We start from the raw sequence: 20,729 nt of genomic DNA on the forward strand, positions 1-20,729 counted from the left end.
GGGTCGAATTCGACGTCGCTCCAGCGCACCATTGCGCCGCGCGCGACGTCCTGTCTCAGCTTCACGCGATGCGCCAAGCCGATCGGTAGCGCGCCGGCTTTCAGGCTCGCGGCCGCCGGCACCAGCTTGCCCCACACCGTGTAGCCGCCTTCACCGTCCAGCATCTCGCCGGCACGCAAATCGCGTTTTGCCACGGCGGCGACGTCACCGCGGAAGCCTGTGGCCTGGCCGGTGGGCTCGCCTCGCAATGCCGCCGACAGGACCGAGATGTTCAGCTCCAGCCCGATCAAATGATAGGGCTTGTACATCGCAGCGAAGCGTCCGCTGGCGTCGGTCTTCAGGCCGTATTGCCTGAAGCAGTCCGCGGCATAGTCGTTCGGCGCCTCCAGCACGACATAGACGCCCCAGCGCAGGTCGCGAAACACCGGCCGGCCGTCGCGCTCGAGCGAGGACACCACCTCCACCACGCCGGACCGCTCCAGCACGCCGCCCTTGTCGCGCAGTCGCATCACATGTGGCAAATCGTCGACGCCGCAGGGCGGAAACAGCAAGCCGCCCGTGGGCACGTCGAGCCCGCAGGCATTGGCGATCGCGGCCATCTCGATCGCCGATTTCGTGCCGTCGAGGAAGGAGTTGAACATCTGCGGGTTCATGCCGGCCGACTGCGCTTCGCCCGCGGTCAGGCCGTAATGCTGCCAGACGCCGTCAGGCGTCACCTCGTGATAGGCCGGCAGATACTTCGTGCCCTTGCCGGCGGCGACGACGCGGAAGCCGGTGGCGCGCGCCCAATCGACCATCTCGGCCGTCAGTGCCGGCTGATCGCCGTAGGCGAGCGAGTAGACCACGCCTGCTTTCCGCGCTTCTTCGGCGAGCAGAGGCCCCGCCAGCACGTCGGCCTCGACATTGACCATCACGATATGCTTGCCAGCCGCGATGGCCGCGCGTGCGTGGCGGATGCCGACCGCGGGATTGCCGGTGGCCTCCACCACCACGTCCATCGCGCCGCCGGCAATGGCGCGCGCACCGTCATCGGTGAAGACCGTTGCGGCGATCCGCGCCGCGTCCCATCCCACGGTGCGGCAGGCCTCGCGCGCGCGGTCGCGATCGATGTCGACAATAACAGGCACCTCCAGCCCCGGCGTGTGCGGCACCTGCGCCAGAAACATCGAGCCGAATTTGCCGGCGCCGATCAGCGCGACACGGACAGGTTTTCCGGCGGCGGCACGGGTCTGAAGGAGGCGAAAGAGGTTCATGGGTGAATGTCCGAGAGTGCTATGGCTGTTGGGCGACGCGAACTATCAACGTTCGTCATTCCGGGGCGACGCGACGGGACCGCGCGGAGCGCGGCCCGGGAGCCTCGAGCCCGGAATCCATCGGGCCGCAAGCGATGCGGGTAAATGGATTCCGGGCTCGCGACTTCGTCGCGCCCCGGAATGACAGAAGCCTACTCCGCCGCCTGCCGCGGCGCACGGGCGAGCCGCACCAGCGCGTCGTCGTCCACCGTCTTGATCGGCGCGAAGTCGCGATGTGCGATGTACTCGGGCCGTGTCGGGTTTCGGATGTAGTTCGAGACCGCGTTCAGCGTCAGGTATACGATCTTGCGCGGGTAGGGCGTGATGTTGCCGGCCGAGCCGTGCACCAGGTTGCCGTGGAACATCAGCATGCCGCCGGGCTTGCCGGTCGGCGCGACGATGCCGCCCTGCTTGACCAGCCGCGTCACGGTGTCCTCGTCGAGCGTCCACAGCGGATAGGACGTGGTGGCGAGGTCATGAGACGCCTGGAGATCACCGGCGTCCTGGCTGCGCGGCACCAGCATCAGGGGGCCGTTGATCGGCATCACCTCGTCGAGGAAGATCGCGATGTTCATCGCGCGCGGCTCGGGCATGCCGTCGTCGCGCTTCCAGGTGCCGTAATCCTGGTGCCATTGCCAGACGTCGCCGGTGAAAGCCGATTTCGCGTTGATCTTGAACTGGTGCATGTAGACCGGCTCGCCGAACAGCTGCTCGACCGGGTCGATCATGCGCGGATGCGCGCCGAGGATGCGGAATGCCTCGTTGTAGAGATGCGCGGCAAAGGCGGTGCGCGGCGCGCCGCTCTTCTCGCGCCAGACTTCGGGCCGGTTGGCGTCATAGATGCCGATCGCCTCGCGCGCGAGGAGATCGACCTCCTCCGGGCTGAACAGTTCGGGCAGGAACAGCCAGCCCTCGCGGTGGAAGAACTCCAATTGCTCCTGAGACAGTTTCATGGGTCGTTTCCTCCATTGATTGTTTTTGTTCTCTCTCTTCATGGCCGGGCTTGACCCGGCATCCACGTCTTTCGTTCCACGTCCAGGAAGAACGTGGATGCCCGGGACGTCTAGCGCGAAGACGCACTTCTGCCCGGGCATGACGGCGATTGTAGCCTAAGCCGCCGCCTCCTCCGTCGCCCTCAGTCTCTCCTCGGTCATCCGCCCCGCCGTCTGCGCATGCGCCAGCGCCGCGCGTTCGGCGGCGTTCACATCACCTGCGAGAATGTGTCCGGCAATCACCGCATGCTCGGCCCACGCGCTGCCGCGATAGTCGAGCTCGGCGAGCACCGTCGCCATCGAACGGCGCATATGCGGCCATTGCGGCGCGATCGTCTCCTCGATCACGGGATTGCCGGCGAGCTGATAGATCGCGCGGTGAAAATCGACATCGAGCACGATCAGCTCGGCAAGCGTCGTCTTGCCGTCGCTGCGGCGTCCGGCGGCGAGGGCTGCATCCAGCCGCGCGCGTCCCGCCGCGTCTGTGCCTGCGCGCTCCGCGGCGAGCCGGGCGGCCAGCGCATCGATGGCGCCGCGCACCTCGTAGAGCTGGCGGATGCGCGAGGGATCGAGCTGGGTGACTTCAAAGCCGCGACGGCCGCTCTCGGCGACGAGCCCCTGGCGATGCAACAAATGCAGCGCATGCGACACCGGCTGGCGCGACACGCCGAGCCTGTCGGCGAGCTCGTTTTGCCGGATGCGCTGGCCCGGCTGCAGCGTGCGGTCGGAGATCGCCTCCAGGATCCGCGCATAGACCTGGTCGATCAGGTTCGGGAGCGGGTCGAGAGGGATCACGCCGGCAGCTCCGCGAGCTCATAAGGAATACGGAATTCCGTATTCGAAGATACGCCGAGACCTGAAGGGCGTCAAGCGCGACCGACACCGCCCCCGACCTTGGTTCAGTGGTCAGCTAAGTCATTGATCTTGCTAAGTCTGGCTACTGTGCATGGGGTTGTTTTTCGAGAAAAAGAGAAGAGTGAGGCCGCTTACTCCGCCAGAAACGCATTTACCGCCTCGCCGAACGCCAGCGGCGCCTGCTCGAACATCCAGTGGCCGGCATTCGCAATCACCGCCGTTTTCGCACCAATGATGTGCTCGGCCAGCACGCGCCACATCACCGACAGGCTGCCGGTGGTCGCGCCGCCGCCGATCAGCAGCGTCGGCGTCCTGATCGCCTGCGCGTCGGCGAGCGTATAGGGCCTGCGCTGCTCGTTGATCTGGCCGAGAAAGGTCAGCGCATTGTCGCGCAATTGCTGCTTCGCCGCCGCCGGCACGCGCCGCCACGAGCCGTCGCCCTCGATGCCTTCATAGAAGTTCTGCAGCGCGCCCTCGAGGTCGCCGGCGCGGATCATCTCGACCGAACGTGCCGTGCGTGCGGCGAGCGGCGGATGCGCGGGCGTGCCTTCCGGCACCGGCAGGCTGGCGTCGAGATCGCCGCCCGGCTCGGCCAGCACCAGTTTTCGCAGGAGATCAGGCCTTGCCCGGGCCACGCGAAACGCGATGTGGCCACCGCGCGAATGGCCCATGAGGTCCACGGGCGCGGGCCTGACCTGCTCGATGAAGGCGATCATATCGGCGATGTGCTGGGCCATCTTGTAGTCGTCGCCGACGGCGTCCCAATGCTCGGGAAAGAAGTGCCGCAGGCTGACCGAGATCACGCGGTGGGCCTTCGACAGCGGTCCGAGCACCGAATACCAGGTGCGGAAATCGCCGAGCGTGCCATGCACGCAGACCAGCGGCGGGCCGTCTCCGACTTCGAGATAGGCCATGTCGTAACCGTTGACGCGAAATGTCTGCATGTTCAGCCCGCCAGGAAATCCAGGACCACTTCGGAGTATTTTTGCGGCGCCTGCTCGAACATCGGATGCGTCGCGTTCGGGATGATCGCCGTCTTCGAATAGGGCACGTGCGCGGCGAGCGCATGCAGCACTTTCGGCAGCAGGCCCTTGGTTCGCGCGCCCAGGATGAACAGCGTCGGCATCCTGATCGATTCCGCATCTGCTTTCGAGAATGGCGGGCGATTGTCCCGGACCTGGCCGATCAGCGTCATGGCGTTGTCGCGAAGATTCTGCTTCACCATCGCCGGCAGCCGCGGCCAGGTGCCGGCGCCTTCCAGCGTGTCGACGAAGACGGCGAGGCCGCCGTCGACATCGCCGGCCGCGATCTTCTCCGCCGACGCCGTGAACCGCGCCAGCAGCGGCGAGGGACCGCCGACGTAGTCCGGATCGAGAGTTGCATCGAGCTCCCCGCCGGGCTCGGCCAGGATCAACCTCTGGAGCAGGTCGGGCCGCCGCTGCGCCACCCGGAAGCAGATATGCCCGCCGCGGGAATGGCCCATCAGGTCGACCGGACCGACGTCGAGCTTCTCGATAAAGGCGATGACGTCGTCGACATGCTGGGCGATCGAATAGGTGTCACTGAGGCCGTCCCATTGCGCCGGAAAGAAGTGCCTTAAGCTGACAGCGATCATCCGGTGCCGCTGCGTCAGCGGGCCGAGCACGCAGCCCCAGACACGGAAGTCGGAGAGTGAGCCGTGCACGCAGACCAGCGGCGGGCCGCCTTTGACTTCGCCCACGTCGAGATAGGGCATGTCGTATGCGTTGACGTGGAGGCTTTGCATCAGGGACTCGCGATAGGGGCGGAACTCCTGTGCAAGATTCCCGGAAACCGGGTGGATCGCAACTATTTCCAAGCCTAGATTTAGGCAGAGTTCACAATGGGGGGATGCGACGAGGGCGCAGCCAGGAACCAAGCCATGACCGACCAGCATTTTGCCCTGTTCGACACCAGGATCGGCCTTTGCGCCGTCGCCTGGGGCCCGCGCGGCATCAACGGCACGCAGTTGCCGATGGGCGACGAGGAGAAGATCCGCACCCGCATCAGCCAGCGCCACACGGATGCCAGCGAGGCCGAACCGACCGCCGAGGTGCGTGAGGCGATCGATCGCATCACAAAATTGCTTGCGGGCGAGCCGGACGACCTCACCGACATTCCGCTCGATCTCGACGGCGTTCTCGATTTCAATCGCGGCGTCTACGAGATCGCCCGTGCCATCCCGCCAGGCAAGACCATTACCTATGGCGACATCGCCAAGCAACTCGGCGGCGTCCAGCTGTCGCGCGATGTCGGCCAGGCGCTCGGCCGCAATCCCTGCCCGATCGTGGTGCCCTGCCACCGCGTGCTCGCGGCCGGCAACAAGCCCGGCGGCTTCTCGGCGAATGGCGGCGTGGTGACGAAGCTGAAGATGCTCGAGATCGAAGGCGCGCTGGTGAACCACACGCCGAGCTTGTTTGATTGAGGCGCTAAATCTTCGCCGCCGCCTTCGGCCAATACCGGTCGCGCAAATGGCGCTTCACCAGCTTGCCGGTCGGCGTGCGGGGCAGCTCAGCCTCGAAGTCGATCGAGCGCGGGCATTTGATCGCGGACAGGCGGCCCTTGCAATAGGCGATCAAATCGGCCTCAAGCGCCTTGCCCGCACGCTTCATGTCGTGCGGCTGCACCACCGCCTTGACCGCTTCGCCCATCTCCTCGTTCGGCACGCCGAACACGGCGACGTCGGCGATCTCCGGATGGGTGATCAGAATGTCCTCGGTCTCCTGCGGGTAGATGTTCACCCCGCCCGAGATGATCATGTAGGACTTGCGATCGGTCAGGAACAGGAAGCCGTCCTTGTCGAGATAGCCGACATCGCCGAGCGTCGACCAACCCTTGGCATTGTAGGCCTTCTTCGTCTTCTCGGGATCGTTGTGATAGGTGAAAAGAGGCGCGTCGGCGAAATAGACCGTGCCGATCTCGCCCGTCGGCTGCTCATCGTCGTTCTCGTCCAGAATCTTGATCTTGCCGACCACGGCGCGGCCGACGCTGCCGCGATGCTCCAGCCATTGCTGCGAGTTGCAGACGGTGACGCCGTTGCCTTCCGAGCCCGCGTAATACTCGATCAGGATCGGCCCCCACCACTCGATCATTTTTGCTTTCACCTCGATCGGGCAGGGCGCGGCGGCATGGATCGCGCCCTTCAGCGTCGAGACGTTGTAACGGTTGCGGACCTCGTCCGGCAGCTTCAGCATGCGCACGAACATGGTCGGCACCAGCTGCGACTGCGCCACCTCGTATTTCTCGACCAGCTTCAGGAAGTCCTCGGCGTCAAAGTGCTCCATGATGATGGAGGTGCCGCCCAGCACGATGGCCATCATGTTGAAGCGCAAGGGGGCCGCGTGATAGAGCGGCGCCGGCGACAAATAGGTGCTGTCGGCATTCATGCCGCACATGTCGGCGCAGAGCACGCGCAGGAACGCATTCGGCACGTCGATTCTGTTGCCCTCGAATGCCTTCTTGATGCCCTTGGGCCGGCCGGTGGTGCCCGACGAATACAGCATGTCATAGCCGGCGACTTCGTCCGCGATCGGCGTTGTCGGCTGTGCTGCCGCTTCCTTGTCATAGGAGCGGAAGCCGGGCAGGGGTTCGTCCATCATGTAGAAGATCGGCTCGCCGGCCGTGCCCTTGATCAGCTCCTTGATCTGGTCGGCGCATTTCGGTGTGGTGATCACGACCTTGGCGCCGCAATCGGCGATGATGTAGTCGATCTCGTCCTGCTTCAGGTAGCGGCTGATTGCCGTGTAATAAAGCCCGCTGCGCTGTGCCGCCCAGCAGATCTCCATGAACGCGAGGCGATTCTCCATCAGCAGCGCGATGTGGTCGCCGGCCTTCAGGCCGAGCGAGCGGAACAGATTTGCGCCCTGGTTCGAGAGCTCGTCGAGCTCGCGATAGGTGATCGCCTTGCCGGTCCCGGCCATCTGGTAGGCGATCTTGTCGGGCGTATTGCGGGCGTGGATGGAGGGATGGGTCATGTCTCTGTTTACACGGCTAGGAGTGACGTTCCCCGGACGCAACGCAGCGCGCAGCGGTGCGTTGCAGATCCGGGATCCACTGTGAGGCATGGGTCCCGGCTCTGCGCCGCAGCGTTTCACGCTGCAGCGCGTCCGGGACACGAGAGAGAGTTTACAGCCGCTCCACGATCGTCACGTTGGCCATGCCGCCGCCTTCACACATGGTCTGCAGGCCGTAGCGCTTGCCGCGCTGATGCAGGGCGTGGACCAGCGTCGTCATCAGCTTGGTGCCGGATCCGCCGAGTGGATGGCCGAGCGCGATGGCGCCGCCATTGACGTTGAGACGTTCCGGATCGGCGCCGGTGGTTTTCAGCCAACCGGTCGGCACCGAAGCGAAGGCCTCGTTGACCTCGAACAAATCGATATCATCGATCTTCATGCCAGCCTTCTCCAGCGCACGCTTGGTGGCGTGCAGCGGCGCGTCCAGCATGATCACGGGGTCGCCGCCCATCATGGTCATGTGATGGATGCGCGCCAGCGGCTTGACGCCGAGCTGCTTGAGGCCGCGCTCATTCACCACCATCACGCCGGAGGCGCCATCGCAGATCTGGCTGGCGCTGGCGGCGGAGAGCTTGCCGTTCTCGGCGATCAGCTTGACGCCTTTGATGCCGTCGAGGGTGACGTCGAAGCGGATGCCTTCGTCGATGTGGTGGGTGTCCTTGGAGCCGTCGGCGCGGGTGATCTCGAGCGGCACGATCTCCTTCTTGAAGTGACCGCCTTGCGTCGCCACGATTGCGCGTTGATGGCTGTTGTAGGAGTACTCGTCGAGCTCATCTTTGGACAGACCGTATTTCTCCGCCATCATCTCGGCGCCCGTGAACTGGCTGAACACGATGTTCGGATATTTGGTCTCGATGCCCGGGCTCTTGTAGTTGCCAAAGCCGTTCTTGGCCGGGAGCTGCGATGACAGGCCCATGGGCACGCGTGTCATCGATTCCACGCCGGCCGCGATCACCACGTCCATCGCGCCGGACATCACGGCTTGAGCGGCGAAGTGCAGCGCCTGCTGCGAGGAGCCGCACTGGCGGTCGATCGATGTGCCCGGCACGCTCTCCGGCAGCTTCGAGGCCATGATCGCGTTGCGCGCGACGTTGTTGGACTGCTCGCCGACCTGCATCACGCAGCCCATGATCACGTCCTCGACCAGGGCGGGGTCGACCTTGGTGCGATCGACCAGTTCGTCCAGCACCTTTGCGGCGAGATCGGCCGGATGCCAGCCGGCGAGGCGGCCCCCCTTGCGCCCGCCGGCGGTACGCGCAGCGGCGACGATGTAAGCCTCGGCCATTTCGGTCTCTCCCTGGATTGTTCTGGATCGTGATGGGTTGTCGGGGCGGATTTAAGGGGCGGGATCTCGTTTAGTCAATCGATCAATTAACTCTTGTGATGAGGCGCTGCTTCGGCTTATCTGCGGCCCGCTTCAAGCGGCAGAACAGGGATCTCCGTGACCACCAGCGTACCGAACAGGCTCCCCAGCGGAAAGAATTCCACGGCAGAGAAATTGCTCGTGGCCGCGAGCGAGCTGATGATCGAACGCTCCTCGATCGAGATTTCGCTGAGCGACATCGCGCAAAAATCCGGCGCCAACGCCGCGCTGGTCAAATATCACTTCGGCAACAAGGATGGCCTGCTGCTGGCGCTGCTCGAGCGCGACGCGGGAACGGAACTGTCCAATCTCGAATATCTGCTGGTCCAGCCGATCACACCGACCGCGAAGCTGAAGCTGCATATCGCCGGCATCATCCGCGCCTATCACCGGTTTCCCTACATGAACCGGCTGATCCACTATCTTCTGCACGAGAGCGTTGCAGGCTCCGCCGATGAGGTCTCGAAGTTCTTCGTCGCGCCGCTGCTGGATTTTCATCGCCGCCTGCTCGCCGAAGGCGTCAGTCGCGGCGAGTTCCGCGCGACCGATCCGGTGCTGTTCTACACCAGCCTGATCGGCGCTTGCGATCACCTGTTCTTCGGCCGGCACGCGATGTCTCGCGCGACCGGCGTCGGCCCGGTCACCGACGAAGTCTGCCGGCAATACATCAAGCACATGGAAACGCTGATCTGCGGCGGCATCCTCAAAGCCGACGAAGCTGCCGCGGCCGGATAATCCGGCCGAAACTCAGAAGTCTAGAGAAGAAACGCCCAAGGAAAGGTACAAGCGATGCAGTTGAAAGACGTAGCCGTTCTCATCACCGGCGGCGGTTCGGGCCTCGGTGCCGCGACCGCCCGTGCCATGGCCGCCAAGGGCGCCAAGATCGGCGTCATCGACCAGAGCAAGGAAAACGCCGAGAAAGTCGCGGCTGAAGTGAAGGGCGTCGCGCTGCATGCCGACGTCACGAGCGAGGAGCAGATCAAGGCGGCGATCGCGAAGGCGGAAGCCGCGCATGGCGTCGCGCGCGTGCTGATGAACTGCGCCGGCATCGGCGGCTCGCAGCGCATCGTTGGCCGCGACGGCGTCTATCCGCTGGAAAAGTTCGCGCGCATCATCAACGTCAATTTGATCGGCACCTTCAACTGCTTGCGGCTGTTCGCCGAGCGCCTCGTCACGATCGAGCCGGTCGGTGAAGAGCGCGGCGTCATCGTCAACACCGCTTCGGTTGCCGCTTACGAAGGCCAGATCGGCCAAATCGCCTATTCGGCCTCGAAGGGCGGCGTCGTCGGCCTCACCCTGCCGGCCGCGCGCGACCTCGCCAGCCAGAAAATCCGCGTCAACACCATCGCGCCCGGCCTGTTCCTGACGCCGCTGCTGATGGGTCTGAACGAAGAGTCCCGCAAGAGCTTGGGAGCCCAGGTGCCGCATCCCTCGCGTCTCGGCGATGCCAACGAATACGGCTCGCTGGCCGTGCACATCGTCGAGAACCCGATGCTCAACGGCGAAACCATCCGCCTCGACGGCGCCATCCGCATGGCGCCGAGGTAGGCGATGCTCTTCCTTCTCCCCTTGCGGGAGAAGGTGGCGCAAAGCGCCGGATGAGGGGTTTGCATCCGCGGGTACAGACCCCTCACCCAAGCGAACTCTGGGCTCACAGCGTACATGCCCTCTCCCACAAGGGGAGAGGGCGCAGCAATCGGCACCGCGCCAGCGGCACGCAGGAGCGCTCTCCCATGTCCCAACCGCTGCTGATCGAGCATGACGACGGCGTCGACCGGGTGACGCTCAATCGTCCTGACAGTCTCAACGCGCTCGATCCCGCGCTGATCGACGCGCTCAACGTCTATTTCCAGGACCTCCAGCGCAACCGCGACACGCGCGTCGTCGTGCTGAAGGGCGCCGGCAGGAATTTCTGCGCCGGCCTCGACCTCAGGGCCGCGATGGCGCGTCGGGCCGGGCAGCAGGAGCCGCCAGGTGTCACCGAGTCGCTCGACTCGCAACGCCGCATTGCCGATATCGTGATGCTGATGCGGCGCTGTCCGCAGCCGATTCTGGCGCTGGTGCAGGGCGCGGCGGCTGGCGGCGGTTTTGCGCTGGCGCTTGCGTCCGACATCCGTATCGCGACGAAATCTGCGCGGATGAACTGTGCGTTCATCAAGCTCGGCCTCGGCGGCTGCGACATCGGCACCAGCTACTTTCTGCCGCGGCTGGTCGGCGTCTCCGTGGCATCCGAGCTGATCCTCACGGGCCGCTTCATCGGCGCCGAGCGCGCGCTTGCGGTCGGACTCGTCTCCGAGGTCGTGGACGAGGACAAGCTCGATGCGGCGGCCGAGCCGTATGTCGATGCGATGATGACGGCCTCGCCCGTGGGGCTGCGCCTGTCAAAGGAATGTCTCAACATGAGCGTCGATGCCGGTTCGCTGGAAGCCGTGATCGCGATGGAGGACCGCAATCAGGTCCTGTGCAGCCGCTCCGAGGAATTTTCGGAAGGCATCAGGGCCTTCCTTGAGAAGCGAAAGCCTGTCTATATCAGGCGCTGAAACGAGAACGATCCGTAAAGGACGATAATTCCGGGAGACGCAAAATGAGTCGGAGCGCGGCGGCGGTGATGACGAAGCCCGCCTTTCGCAAGGTCGAGTGGCTGGCGCGCGACATTGACGTCGAGCGTCGCGATGACGGCACGGTGGTCCTGAAGTCGCGCATTCCGCTGCAGGCTTACGAGAAGCATCTTCCAGCGTCGCTGGCGAAATGGGCGAGGCAAGCGCCTGACCGCATCTGGCTGGCGCAGCGCGGCGGTCCGAACCGCGAATGGCGCAAGGTGTCCTACGGCGATGCCAAGCGCAGCGTGGATGCGCTGACGCAGGCGCTGCTCGATCTCAAGCTCGACGGCCGCCCGGTCACGATCCTCTCCGGCAATTCGATCGAGCACGCGCTGATGACGCAGGCGGCGATGCAGGCGCGCGTCCCGGCGGCTCCGGTGTCGCCGGCCTACTCCTTGATGAGCCACGATCACGTCAAGCTGAAATATCTGTTCGACCTGATCAAGCCGGCCGTCGTGATGGTGCAAGTCGGTCCGACTTTCGAGAAGGCGCTGAAAGCACTCGACCTCACCGGCGTCACCGTCGTTCACGTCGTGCGTCCCTGCGACGGCATCAAGAGCGTCAGTTTTGCCGAGCTCGCGGCAACGTCTGTGACCGCCGATGTCGAAGCATCAATCGCAAAAATCACGCCGCAAACCGTCGGCAAGCTGCTGTTCACCTCCGGCTCGACTGGCATGCCCAAGGCCGTCATCAACACGCAAGAGATGATGTGCGCCAATGCTGCGATGATGATGCAGGTGCGGCCACGCGATCCGCAAGGCCCGATCGCGACCATGCTCGACTGGATGCCGTGGAATCACACCATGGGCGGCAATGCGGCGTTCCACCCGATCCTGGTCGACGGCGGCACGCTCTATATCGACGATGGCCGGCCGATGCCGGGCCAATTCGAGGAGACGCTGCGCAATCTGCGCGAGATCTCGCCGACCTATTACGCCAACGTGCCCGCCGGCTATGCCGCGCTCGCCGCCGCCATGGAGAAGGACGAGGCGCTCTGCCGCTCCTTCTTCAAGAACCTCACGATCATGGCCTATGGCGGTGCGCGGCTGCCCGACGATCTCTACGACCGCATGCAGGCGCTCGCCGTGAAGACCACCGGCGAACGCATCGTGTTCTACACCGGCTGGGGCTCGACCGAGACGGCGCCGACCTCGACCGGCACCTATTGGGACACCGAGCGCGTCGGCCTGATCGGCCTGCCGTTCCCCGGCGTCGAATTGAAGATGGTGCCATGCGGCTCGAAATACGAGCTGCGGCTGCGCGGCGTCAACGTCACGCCCGGCTATTTCGGCCAGCCGGACCTGACGAAGAAGATGTTCGACACGGAGGGTTTTTACTGCATCGGCGACGCCGGCATTTTTGTCGATGACAGCGATCCTTTGAAGGGCATCATCTTCGCCGGCCGCGTCGTGGAAGACTTCAAGCTCACCACCGGCACCTTCGTGCACGTCGGATCGCTCCGCACCGATGCGATCGCGGCCGCGACCCCCGTCGTGCATGACGCACTGGTCGCGGGGCAGGACCGCGCCTTCATCGGCCTGCTGGCCTGGCCGAACCTGCATGCCTGTCGCCAGCTCGTCGGCAATCCCGACCTGAGTTTCGAGGCCGCGGTGAAGCACCCCGAGGTGATTGCCTGCTTCAGGCGCGGGCTGGAAGCGCACAACCGGGAGTGTGAACGCGCCAGCAGCCGCATCATCGCCCGCGCGATGCTGATGGACGAGCCGCCCTCGATCGACGGCAACGAACTCACCGACAAGGGCTACATCAACCAGCGCGCCGGCCTGGAACGTCGGGCTGAGCTGGTGGAACGGCTCTATGCCGACAAGCCGGATCAGGATGTGATCGTGCTGCGATGAGGACGCAACTCTCTCCATTCGTCATTCCGGGGCGCGCGCAGCGCGAGCTTTGATGCGCAATTGCTCATCAGAGAATCCATCAGGCCGCATACGCAAGACGAAATGGATTCCGGGCTCGCGACGTTGTCGCGCCCCGGAATGACGGTCTCAATGAATGACAATGAAATAAACGAATAAGAGAGTAAACCGCCATGAACTTCGATTTCTCCGATGACCAGAAACAGCTCCGCGACCAGGCGCGCAAATTCCTCACTGAGAAGTGTTCGCCGAAGGCGGTGCGTGTCGTGCTGGACGGCAAGGCGTCCTATGACGAGGAGCTCTGGAAGGGCCTCGCGGAGATGGGTTTTCTCGGCGTTGCAATCCCCGAGGCGTTCGGTGGCGCTGGGGCCGGTCATCTAGAGCTTTGCGTGATCGCGGAAGAGATGGGGCGGGCGAACGCGCCGGTGCCGTTCTCCTCGACCGTTTATCTCGCGGCGGAAGCGCTGCTGATTGCCGGCAGCGATGACCAGAAGAAAAAGTGGCTGCCGGCGATCGCCTCGGGTGAGGCGATCGGCACGCTGGCGCTGTTCGAAGGCAAGGGCAATCCGTCTCCGAAGAACGTTAAGCTGACGGCTGCGAATGGCGTGCTCAACGGCGTCAAGAAGCCGGTCGCCGACGGCGCGGTCGCCGACTTTGCTGTGGTCGCCGCACGCACGGGATCGAGCGGCCGCGACGGCGATATCTCGCTGTTCGTTGTCGACCTCAAGGCTGGCGGAGTCGAGGTGAAGAGCCTCACCAATCTCGATCCCACCCGCGGGCAGGCCGAGATCACTTTCAGGGATTGCAAAGCTGAGCCGCTCGGTGCCGCCGGTGAAGGCTGGAGCATTTTGACTCAGATGCTTGACCGCGCCGCGGTGCTGTGCGCTTTCGAGCAGGTCGGCGGCGCCGATCGCGCGCTGGAGATGGGCCGCGATTACGCGCTCGACCGCATCGCCTTCGGTCGCCAGATCGGCTCGTTCCAGGCGGTCAAGCACATGCTGGCCGACATGTATGTCTCGGCGACGCTGGCGCGCTCCAACAGCTATTACGGTGCCTGGGCGCTCTCGACCAACGCGGCCGAGCTGCCGGAAGCGGCCGCCGCCGCGCGCATCAGCGCGACGCAGGCGTTCCAGCACTGCGCCAAGAACAACATCCAGGTTCATGGCGGCATGGGTTTTACCTGGGAGTTCGACTGCCACATGTATTATCGCCGCGCCAACGCCATGGCGCTGGGACTCGGCAGCCTCACCTATTGGGAAGACCAGTTGATCGAGCACATGCGCAAGAAGAACGCGGCGTAAACATTGGTGATTTGTAGGATGGGTAGAGCGTAGCGAAACCCATCATGACGCGGGTGGTTAACAGATGGGTTTCGCTTCGCTCTACCCATCCTACGGCACCGGCGAAGGATGAGAGACCATGAACTTCGACGACACCCCGCAGGAAGCCGAATTCCGCACCACCGCGCGCGCCTGGATCGGCGCCAACGCGCCGAGGCAATATGAGGAGGAGCTGCACAAATCCTCGCTCGGCCGCACGCAGCTGACGAACGCTGACATCCTCGAAGTCGCAAAGGCCTGGCAGAAGAGGAAGGCCGATGCCGGCTGGGCCTGTCTGCACTGGCCGAAGGAGTATGGCGGCCGCGGTTCGACGCCGATCGAGCGCGTGATCTGGCAGCAGGAAGAAGGTCCGTTCGGCCAGCTGTCCCGCATGTTCATCATCGGCCACGGCATGTGTGGGCCGACCATGATGGCGTTCGCGCGCGAGGAGCATAAGCGCACTTACCTCCCGCCGCTCGCCTCCGGTGAAAAGGTCTGGTGCCAGCTGTTCTCCGAACCGGCCGGCGGCTCGGACGTCGCAGGGCTTCGCACGCGCGCGGAGAAAGACGGCGACGACTGGGTGATCAACGGCCAGAAGATCTGGACCTCGGGCGCGCATTATTCCGACTACGGCATTTTGCTCACCCGAACCGATCCAACCGTGCCCAAGCACAAGGGCCTCACCATGTTCTTCCTGGACATGAAGAGCCCCGGCGTCGAGGTGCGGCCGATCAGGCAGGCGAGTGGTGCCTCCGACTTCAACGAGGTCTATTTCACCAATGTCCGCATTCCCGATCACCAGCGCCTCGGCGAGGTCGGCGACGGCTGGAACGTGTCGCTGACCACGCTGATGAACGAGCGTAGCGCGATCGGCGCGGCCGTCTCGACCGGCTTTCCCGAGCTGTTCGAATATTGCTCCAGCCTGATGCTCGACGACGGTCCTGCGATCGAGGATCGCGCCGTGCGCTCGAAGCTCGCCAACTGGGCGGTGAAGGCGAGCGGGCTGCGCTACACCAGCATGCGCGCGATCTCGGCGCTGTCGAAGGGCGAACGGCCGGGGCCGGAGAATTCCATCGGCAAGCTGGTCGCGGGTTCGATGGTCCAGGATGTCGCGACCTATGCGCTGGACTTGCAAGGCGCATCCGGCGTGGTGAGTGGTCCCGAAGATGCCGAAGTCGCCGGCCGCTTCCAGGCGATGCTGTTGCGCGCGCCGGGCACGCGCGTCGAGGGCGGCACCGACGAGATCATGCGCAACATCATCGCCGAGCGGGTCTTGGGCCTGCCCGGCGACATCCGGGTCGACAAGGACGTGCCGTTCAACAAGATCCCGACGAAGGGAAGATGAGTTCGTAGAATCGTAGGGTGGGCAAAGGCGCGCAGCGCCGTGCCCACCAATTCTGTCGAGAACGAGGGAAAGGTGGTGGGCACGCTTCGCTTTGCCCACGCTACGCACCGAGCAAGGGATTGAGAGGTCCGCCATGAATTTCGACGACACGCCGCAGGAAGCCGCTTTCCGCGAGAGCGCGCGCAAATGGGTCGAGGCCAATGCACCGAAGGAGCTGCATGCCGAGCTGTCAAGATCCTCGCTCGGCCGCATCCGGCTCGCCAAGCACGACATTGTCGATGTCGGCAAGGCCTGGCAGAAGAAGAAGGCCGAAGGCGGCTGGGCCTGCCTGCACTGGCCGAGGGAATATGGCGGTCGTGGCGCCACGCCGATCGAGCGCGTGATCTGGCAGCAGGAGGAGGGCGTCTACGGCAAGCTGACGCAGCCGTTCCAGATCGGCGAGGGCATGTGCGGCCCGACCGTGATGGCCTTTGGCAGCGAGGATGCCAAGCGCCGCTATCTGCCGAAGCTCGCCTCTGGTGAGGAGATCTGGTGCCAGCTGTTCTCCGAGCCGTCCGCCGGCTCCGACGTCGCGGGCCTGCGCACCCGCGCGGAGAAGAAGGGCGATAACTGGGTCGTCAACGGCCAGAAGATCTGGACCTCGGGCGCGCATTATTCCGACTATGGCCTCCTGATCGCGCGCACCGATCCGAATGTGCCCAAGCACAAGGGTCTCACCATGTTCTTCCTGGACATGAAGAGCCCGGGCGTCGAGGTCCGCCCGATCAAGCAGGCCAACGGCATGCAGGAGTTCAACGAGGTCTATTTCACAGATGTGGTGATTCCCGACAGCCAGCGGCTCGGGGCTGTCGGCGAGGGCTGGAGCGTGTCGCTGACGACGCTGATGAACGAACGTATGTCGATCGGCTCGCGGCTCGCGACCGGCGTCCCTGAATTGTTCGAGTTCTGCTCCAATCTGATGCTGGAGGATGGCCTCGCCATCGACGATCCCGCCGTGCGCTCGAAGCTTGCGAACTGGGCGGTGAAGTCGAGCGGGCTGAAATACACCAGCTACCGCGCGATCTCGGCGCTCTCGAAGGGCGACCGGCCGGGCCCGGAGAATTCGATCGGCAAGCTCGTCTCGGGCATGATGCTCCAGGATATCGCCACCTACGCCATGGACCTCCAGGGTGCGGCCGGCGTTCTCACCGGCGCGGACGAGGAGACGGTGCAGGGTCAGTTCCAGCAGATGCTGCTGTCCTCGCCCTCGATGCGCATCGCCGGCGGCACCGACGAGATCTTGCGCAACATCATCGCCGAGCGCGTGCTGGGCCTGCCCAGCGACATCCGCGTCGACAAGGACGTGCCGTACAACAAGATTCCGACGAAGGGACGTTGAAGAAGGACTGTAGGGTGGTTAGCGAAGCGTAACCCACCACTTCTGCCGACGCTGAAACAAAAGAGGTGGGTTACGCCTTCGGCTAACCTACCCTACGCAGATGAAAAGGCCGCGCCATGGATGCGAAATCGCCCACTCACTCCACCGAAGACCGCATCGGCGTGCTCGAAGAGCTTCTCAACGAGCGCTACTCCGTCCGCGCCTTCCAGCCGAAGGAGGTCGATCGCGCGACCATCGAGCATGTGCTGACCACCGCGCAGCGCACGGCGTCCTGGTGTAACAGCCAGCCCTGGCAGGTCACCATCGCCAGTGGCGCGGCCAAGGAGCGCTTCCGCCAAGCGATCTACAAGGAAGCGTCGGGCGGATTGGGAGACGATTACGACTTCACCCCGCCGCGCGAATATGTCGGCGTCTATCTCGAGCGCCGCCGCGAGAGCGGCTTCCAGCTTTATAACACGCTCGGCATCGCCCGCGCCGACAAGATGGCCTACGCCAAGCAGGCGCTGGAGAACTACAATTTTTTCGGCGCGCCGCATGTCGCGATCATTCACACCAACGAGCCGCTCGGCATCTACGGTGCGATCGATTGCGGTGCGTATGTTTCCAATTTCATGCTGGCCGCGCAGGCGCTCGGGCTCGGCACCGTTCCGCAGGCCGCGCTCGCGCGCCACTCCGGCCTGATCCGCCGCCACTTCAACCTGCCCGACGACCGCCGCGTCGTCTGCGGCATCTCGTTCGGCTATGCCGACCACGCCCACAAGGTCAACAGCTACCGTACCTCGCGCGCGAGCGTCGCCGACACCGTCACGTTCGTGGACGAATGATCGAGCGGCTTCACCCGCGCCATCAGTTTCACGCGCGCGAAGACGGCCGCGGGAACGGCCGCCTTCACATTTCGTCTCGCATCGATTGACGCCGCCCGCTATCCGCCGCTGCCGCCGATCACGGCGCGCACGGTCTCGTCGGGCCCGAAATCCTCGGCGCCGTCGACATAGAGCAGCGCAGCGAGCTTCGAGCGCGCGCGATTGACACGGCTCTTGATCGTGCCGACCGCACAGCCGCAGATCGAGGCCGCATCCTCATAGGAGAAGCCGGAGGCGCCGACCAGGATCAAGGCCTCGCGCTGGTCTTGCGGAAGCTTCTCCAGCGCGCCCCGGAACTCCTCGAACTCGAGATGCGCGTTCTGCGAGGGCTGCGTCTTCAGCGTCTTGGCATAATTGCCCTCGGCATCCTCCACCTCCCGCCGCCGCTTGCGATAGTCGGAGCGGAACAGGTTGCGAAGGATCGTGAACAGCCACGCCGGCAGATTAGAGCCGGGCTGGAACGAGTCGATGTTCGCGAGCGCACGCAGCAGCGTTTCCTGCACAAGATCGTCGGCGCGATCCGCATTGCCGCTCAGCGAGATCGCGAACGCGCGCAGACTGGGCACGGCCGCGAGGATGTCGTCACGTAGGGAGTCCGTGAGAGGCATTAATCCCTCCCATTGTTGTTGTCGTTGGAGCCCCCGTCAGTTTCCACTTGGGATGCGCCTCCGGGCGCATCAAGCTTCTTGATCAGTTCCGCGAACCGGTCCGGAACCCCCTGCCGTACCACGTCATCGTACATGGCGCGCAGCTGATGCCCGATCCGGGACTGGATCTCCGGAGTGAGGCCTCCCTTGCCGGGGGTCGTGCTTTTGCTGGCTTGAGACTTGAGATCTTTCATGACCTGTTCCACGTTTCCCCGAGTTAAGTGACTGTAAAATCGAGAGGTTTTCTCAACCGGGAGCCGTTCCCTGGATAGGCACAATTCGAGGTTCGACAAAAAGTTCCCAGATAAGCGGAACTTTTCTTGGCCTGAGGCGTAGTCAGCCAGCAGGGGAACCCGGGCCTCCCCTCGTGTTGCCTGGTGCTTCAAGCTCGGCCCGAACATGAATGGAGTGGGGATGTCCCGTTCACAGCTCGTTGCTGAACACTTGCCGTTGTTGCGCCGGTATGCGCGCGCCCTGACGGGCAGCCAGGCCTCCGGAGACGCCTATGTCGCAGCCATGTTGGAAGCCATGCTGGGGGATCCGTCCGTGCTTGATGAGGCCCATGGTGCGCGCGCGGGCCTGTTCCGGCTGTTCACCCAGATCTGGAATTCGGTCTCCGTCAACGACGATGCCGAGGTGACGACCTTGCCGATGCCGCCGGAGCGGCGCCTGTCGAATATCACGCCGCTGCCGCGGCAGGCGTTTCTGCTGCTCTCGCTCGAGGGCTTCTCGGAAGAGGAAGTCGGCTACATCCTCGGCACCGATGTTGCCGAGACGCGGCGGCTGGCCGACGCGGCAGGACGCGAGATGGCGGCCGAGATCGCTACCGACGTGCTGATCATCGAAGACGAGACTTTCATCGCCATGGACCTCGAGAGCCTAGTGAAGAATTTGGGCCACAACGTTGTCGGCGTCGCGCGCACCCATGCCGATGCAGTGGCGCTGGCCAAGAACAAGCGGCCGGGCCTGATCCTCGCCGACATCCAGCTCGCCGACGGCTCGTCGGGCCTGGATGCCGTCAACGAGCTGCTGCGCACCTTCGAGGTGCCGGTGGTGTTCATCACCGCCTATCCGGAGCGCTTCCTGACCGGCGAGCGCCCCGAGCCGGCGTTCCTGATTTCGAAGCCGTTCCAGCCCGCGATGGTGTCGGCGGTGGCGAGCCAGGCACTGTTCTTCCAGCGCAACTCGCGCAACCGCGCGCCCAAAGCGCCTGCGGCGTAAGCAAGGCGGCGGCGGTCCGAAGTTTCGCGAATACGATCTGATCCGGCGTGCTGCAAGGCACGCCGTTTTTTTCGTGCCCGCTGCCAAGCTTGACGGCCGTCGAATTCGCCGCTCATACCTCATGCATCGCCTCAACCGGAGATGTGCCATGGACCAAGCGCTGCTCGATCGCCTCGCCATCCGCGACCTCGTCGAGAACTGGGCAGTGTGGCGCGATGCCGGTGACTGGGAGCGCTTTGCCACGGTCTGGCACGAAGAAGGCTGGATGTCCGCCACCTGGTTTCAGGGGGCGGCGCGGGATTTCATGCGCGTCAGCCAGGAGGGATTCGCCAAGGGCGTGCGCATCCTGCATTTCCTTGGCGGCACCAGCATCGACCTGTCCGGCGAGCGTGCCATCGCCCAGACCAAGATGACGATCTCGCAGCGCGCCCCGGTGCATGACGTGCTCTGCGACGTCGTCTGCACTGGACGCTTCTACGATTTCCTGGAGAAGCGGCAGGGCCAATGGGGCATCGTCCGCCGCCAGCCGATCTACGAGAAGGACCGGATCGACCCGGTCGATCCCGCCGCGACACTTCGCCTCGACCAGCAGGCGCTCGCCGCGCTGCCCGAAGGCTACCGCCACCTCGCCTACATGCAGGAGCTGATCGGCTACAAGGTCAAGCGCGACATGCCGGGCCTGACCGGGCCTGAGGTCGAGACGCTCTATCGCGAAGGGCGGGACTGGCTCGCGGGGAAGGCGAACTGAAGCCCAGACAAAAGTAAGGCGCGACTGGCATCACCACAGTCGCGCCCTACGTCGCCGGCTTATGGGGCAGGGGGGAATAGCCGGCTGCTGAGACGACTCCTGTCCGCGAGAGTCGTTCCAGGCCCTGCGAAATATTTTGCGGACCTGCGACATTTGTCGCACACGGTTAAGTGATCGTAACTGCCGAGAACCCCTGATCCT

20 protein-coding genes (1 of these 20 cut by a window edge) are annotated in these 20,729 nt (G+C 64.4%); 11 read left to right on the top strand and 9 right to left on the bottom strand.

The annotated features are described in order from the left end of the window. The 5 genes from IVA80_RS20985 to IVA80_RS21005 all read right to left on the bottom strand — a co-directional run. A protein-coding gene (locus IVA80_RS20985; RefSeq protein ID WP_247434545.1) for a Gfo/Idh/MocA family oxidoreductase crosses the window boundary here: on the bottom strand, nt 1-1,253 show its 5' portion. It extends 61 nt beyond the left edge of the window; the window shows 1,253 of its 1,314 coding nt (coding positions 1-1,253); it begins with the start codon at nt 1,251-1,253; its stop codon lies off the left edge, out of view. A 191-nt stretch (nt 1,254-1,444) separates the two neighbouring features. After that, nucleotides 1,445-2,245 (bottom strand): phytanoyl-CoA dioxygenase family protein, encoded by an 801-nt coding sequence (locus IVA80_RS20990; protein WP_247434548.1) that lies wholly within the window; start codon nt 2,243-2,245, stop codon nt 1,445-1,447. 156 nt (nt 2,246-2,401) lie between these two features. Further along, complete coding sequence (locus IVA80_RS20995) at nt 2,402-3,079, bottom strand: GntR family transcriptional regulator (protein WP_247434551.1); 678 nt, start codon at nt 3,077-3,079, stop codon at nt 2,402-2,404. A gap of 191 nt (nt 3,080-3,270) precedes the next feature. Further along, entirely contained in the window at nt 3,271-4,083 is an 813-nt protein-coding gene (locus IVA80_RS21000; protein WP_247434554.1) for an alpha/beta hydrolase, read from the bottom strand. 2 nt (nt 4,084-4,085) lie between these two features. After that, entirely contained in the window at nt 4,086-4,904 is an 819-nt protein-coding gene (locus tag IVA80_RS21005) for an alpha/beta hydrolase (protein WP_247434557.1), read from the bottom strand. 135 nt (nt 4,905-5,039) lie between these two features. Here IVA80_RS21005 and IVA80_RS21010 point away from each other — a divergent pair, with 135 nt between their 5' ends. Then, entirely contained in the window at nt 5,040-5,582 is a 543-nt protein-coding gene (locus IVA80_RS21010) for a methylated-DNA--[protein]-cysteine S-methyltransferase (RefSeq protein WP_247434559.1), read from the top strand. 4 nt (nt 5,583-5,586) lie between these two features. On the opposite strand, the gene IVA80_RS21015 is transcribed toward IVA80_RS21010, so the two are convergent. Together IVA80_RS21015 and IVA80_RS21020 are read right to left on the bottom strand one after the other, a co-directional pair. Beyond that, complete coding sequence (locus IVA80_RS21015; protein ID WP_247434562.1) at nt 5,587-7,131, bottom strand: acyl-CoA synthetase; 1,545 nt, start codon at nt 7,129-7,131, stop codon at nt 5,587-5,589. A gap of 151 nt (nt 7,132-7,282) precedes the next feature. Continuing rightward, nucleotides 7,283-8,455, bottom strand: coding sequence for an acetyl-CoA C-acetyltransferase (locus tag IVA80_RS21020; RefSeq protein ID WP_247434565.1), 1,173 nt, complete (start codon nt 8,453-8,455; stop codon nt 7,283-7,285). 213 nt (nt 8,456-8,668) lie between these two features. Here IVA80_RS21020 and IVA80_RS21025 point away from each other — a divergent pair, with 213 nt between their 5' ends. From IVA80_RS21025 to IVA80_RS21060, 8 genes are all read left to right on the top strand, one after another. Then, entirely contained in the window at nt 8,669-9,268 is a 600-nt protein-coding gene (locus IVA80_RS21025) for a TetR family transcriptional regulator (RefSeq protein ID WP_247434700.1), read from the top strand. Nucleotides 9,269-9,322: 54 nt separating this feature from the next. After that, nucleotides 9,323-10,081, top strand: coding sequence for an SDR family NAD(P)-dependent oxidoreductase (locus tag IVA80_RS21030; protein ID WP_247434568.1), 759 nt, complete (start codon nt 9,323-9,325; stop codon nt 10,079-10,081). 185 nt (nt 10,082-10,266) lie between these two features. After that, nucleotides 10,267-11,073 carry an enoyl-CoA hydratase/isomerase family protein gene (locus IVA80_RS21035; RefSeq protein ID WP_247434572.1) on the top strand — a complete coding sequence of 269 codons (807 nt, stop codon included), beginning with the start codon at nt 10,267-10,269 and terminating at the stop codon, nt 11,071-11,073. A gap of 44 nt (nt 11,074-11,117) precedes the next feature. Next, nucleotides 11,118-12,989 (top strand): AMP-binding protein, encoded by a 1,872-nt coding sequence (locus IVA80_RS21040; protein ID WP_247434575.1) that lies wholly within the window; start codon nt 11,118-11,120, stop codon nt 12,987-12,989. Nucleotides 12,990-13,180: 191 nt separating this feature from the next. After that, nucleotides 13,181-14,308: an acyl-CoA dehydrogenase family protein gene (locus IVA80_RS21045; RefSeq protein ID WP_247434578.1), complete on the top strand. Its 1,128-nt coding sequence runs from the start codon at nt 13,181-13,183 to the stop codon at nt 14,306-14,308. Between the two features lie 118 nt (nt 14,309-14,426). After that, the gene (locus tag IVA80_RS21050) at nt 14,427-15,671 is read left to right on the top strand and encodes an acyl-CoA dehydrogenase (protein ID WP_247434581.1); all 1,245 of its coding nucleotides are present in this window, start codon (nt 14,427-14,429) and stop codon (nt 15,669-15,671) included. Between the two features lie 133 nt (nt 15,672-15,804). Further along, nucleotides 15,805-17,049 (top strand): acyl-CoA dehydrogenase, encoded by a 1,245-nt coding sequence (locus tag IVA80_RS21055; RefSeq protein ID WP_247434584.1) that lies wholly within the window; start codon nt 15,805-15,807, stop codon nt 17,047-17,049. Between the two features lie 116 nt (nt 17,050-17,165). Continuing rightward, complete coding sequence (locus IVA80_RS21060; RefSeq protein ID WP_247434588.1) at nt 17,166-17,873, top strand: nitroreductase; 708 nt, start codon at nt 17,166-17,168, stop codon at nt 17,871-17,873. A 98-nt stretch (nt 17,874-17,971) separates the two neighbouring features. Here the strand turns inward: IVA80_RS21060 and IVA80_RS21065 are convergent, their stop codons facing one another. Together IVA80_RS21065 and IVA80_RS21070 are read right to left on the bottom strand one after the other, a co-directional pair. Then, the gene (locus tag IVA80_RS21065; RefSeq protein ID WP_014491704.1) at nt 17,972-18,520 is read right to left on the bottom strand and encodes a sigma-70 family RNA polymerase sigma factor; all 549 of its coding nucleotides are present in this window, start codon (nt 18,518-18,520) and stop codon (nt 17,972-17,974) included. Continuing rightward, nucleotides 18,520-18,753, bottom strand: coding sequence for a NepR family anti-sigma factor (locus IVA80_RS21070; RefSeq protein WP_247434591.1), 234 nt, complete (start codon nt 18,751-18,753; stop codon nt 18,520-18,522). The genes IVA80_RS21065 and IVA80_RS21070 overlap by 1 nt, the downstream gene beginning before the upstream one ends. A 220-nt stretch (nt 18,754-18,973) precedes the next feature. Between IVA80_RS21070 and IVA80_RS21075 the strand changes: the two genes are divergently transcribed. Further along, entirely contained in the window at nt 18,974-19,780 is an 807-nt protein-coding gene (locus IVA80_RS21075) for a response regulator (protein ID WP_247434594.1), read from the top strand. Nucleotides 19,781-19,928: 148 nt separating this feature from the next. Next, a complete protein-coding gene (locus IVA80_RS21080) occupies nt 19,929-20,528 on the top strand; it encodes a nuclear transport factor 2 family protein (RefSeq protein ID WP_247434596.1) in 600 nt (199 codons plus the stop codon). The last annotated feature ends 201 nt before the right edge of the window (nt 20,529-20,729 follow it).

It is taken from the genome of Bradyrhizobium sp. 139 (assembly GCF_023074175.1).
Classification (GTDB): domain Bacteria; phylum Pseudomonadota; class Alphaproteobacteria; order Rhizobiales; family Xanthobacteraceae; genus Bradyrhizobium.

Coding starts and splice junctions, on each gene's coding strand:
- IVA80_RS21005 (WP_247434557.1), bottom strand. CDS start 4,904: ATGCAAAGCCTCCACGTCAACGCATACGACATGCCCTATCTCGACGTG.
- IVA80_RS21055 (WP_247434584.1), top strand. CDS start 15,805: ATGAATTTCGACGACACGCCGCAGGAAGCCGCTTTCCGCGAGAGCGCG.
- IVA80_RS21010 (WP_247434559.1), top strand. CDS start 5,040: ATGACCGACCAGCATTTTGCCCTGTTCGACACCAGGATCGGCCTTTGC.
- IVA80_RS21045 (WP_247434578.1), top strand. CDS start 13,181: ATGAACTTCGATTTCTCCGATGACCAGAAACAGCTCCGCGACCAGGCG.
- IVA80_RS21030 (WP_247434568.1), top strand. CDS start 9,323: ATGCAGTTGAAAGACGTAGCCGTTCTCATCACCGGCGGCGGTTCGGGC.
- IVA80_RS21060 (WP_247434588.1), top strand. CDS start 17,166: ATGGATGCGAAATCGCCCACTCACTCCACCGAAGACCGCATCGGCGTG.
- IVA80_RS21075 (WP_247434594.1), top strand. CDS start 18,974: ATGTCCCGTTCACAGCTCGTTGCTGAACACTTGCCGTTGTTGCGCCGG.
- IVA80_RS21020 (WP_247434565.1), bottom strand. CDS start 8,455: ATGGCCGAGGCTTACATCGTCGCCGCTGCGCGTACCGCCGGCGGGCGC.
- IVA80_RS21070 (WP_247434591.1), bottom strand. CDS start 18,753: ATGAAAGATCTCAAGTCTCAAGCCAGCAAAAGCACGACCCCCGGCAAG.
- IVA80_RS21000 (WP_247434554.1), bottom strand. CDS start 4,083: ATGCAGACATTTCGCGTCAACGGTTACGACATGGCCTATCTCGAAGTC.
- IVA80_RS21040 (WP_247434575.1), top strand. CDS start 11,118: ATGAGTCGGAGCGCGGCGGCGGTGATGACGAAGCCCGCCTTTCGCAAG.
- IVA80_RS21015 (WP_247434562.1), bottom strand. CDS start 7,131: ATGACCCATCCCTCCATCCACGCCCGCAATACGCCCGACAAGATCGCC.
- IVA80_RS21035 (WP_247434572.1), top strand. CDS start 10,267: ATGTCCCAACCGCTGCTGATCGAGCATGACGACGGCGTCGACCGGGTG.
- IVA80_RS20990 (WP_247434548.1), bottom strand. CDS start 2,245: ATGAAACTGTCTCAGGAGCAATTGGAGTTCTTCCACCGCGAGGGCTGG.
- IVA80_RS21065 (WP_014491704.1), bottom strand. CDS start 18,520: ATGCCTCTCACGGACTCCCTACGTGACGACATCCTCGCGGCCGTGCCC.
- IVA80_RS21080 (WP_247434596.1), top strand. CDS start 19,929: ATGGACCAAGCGCTGCTCGATCGCCTCGCCATCCGCGACCTCGTCGAG.
- IVA80_RS21050 (WP_247434581.1), top strand. CDS start 14,427: ATGAACTTCGACGACACCCCGCAGGAAGCCGAATTCCGCACCACCGCG.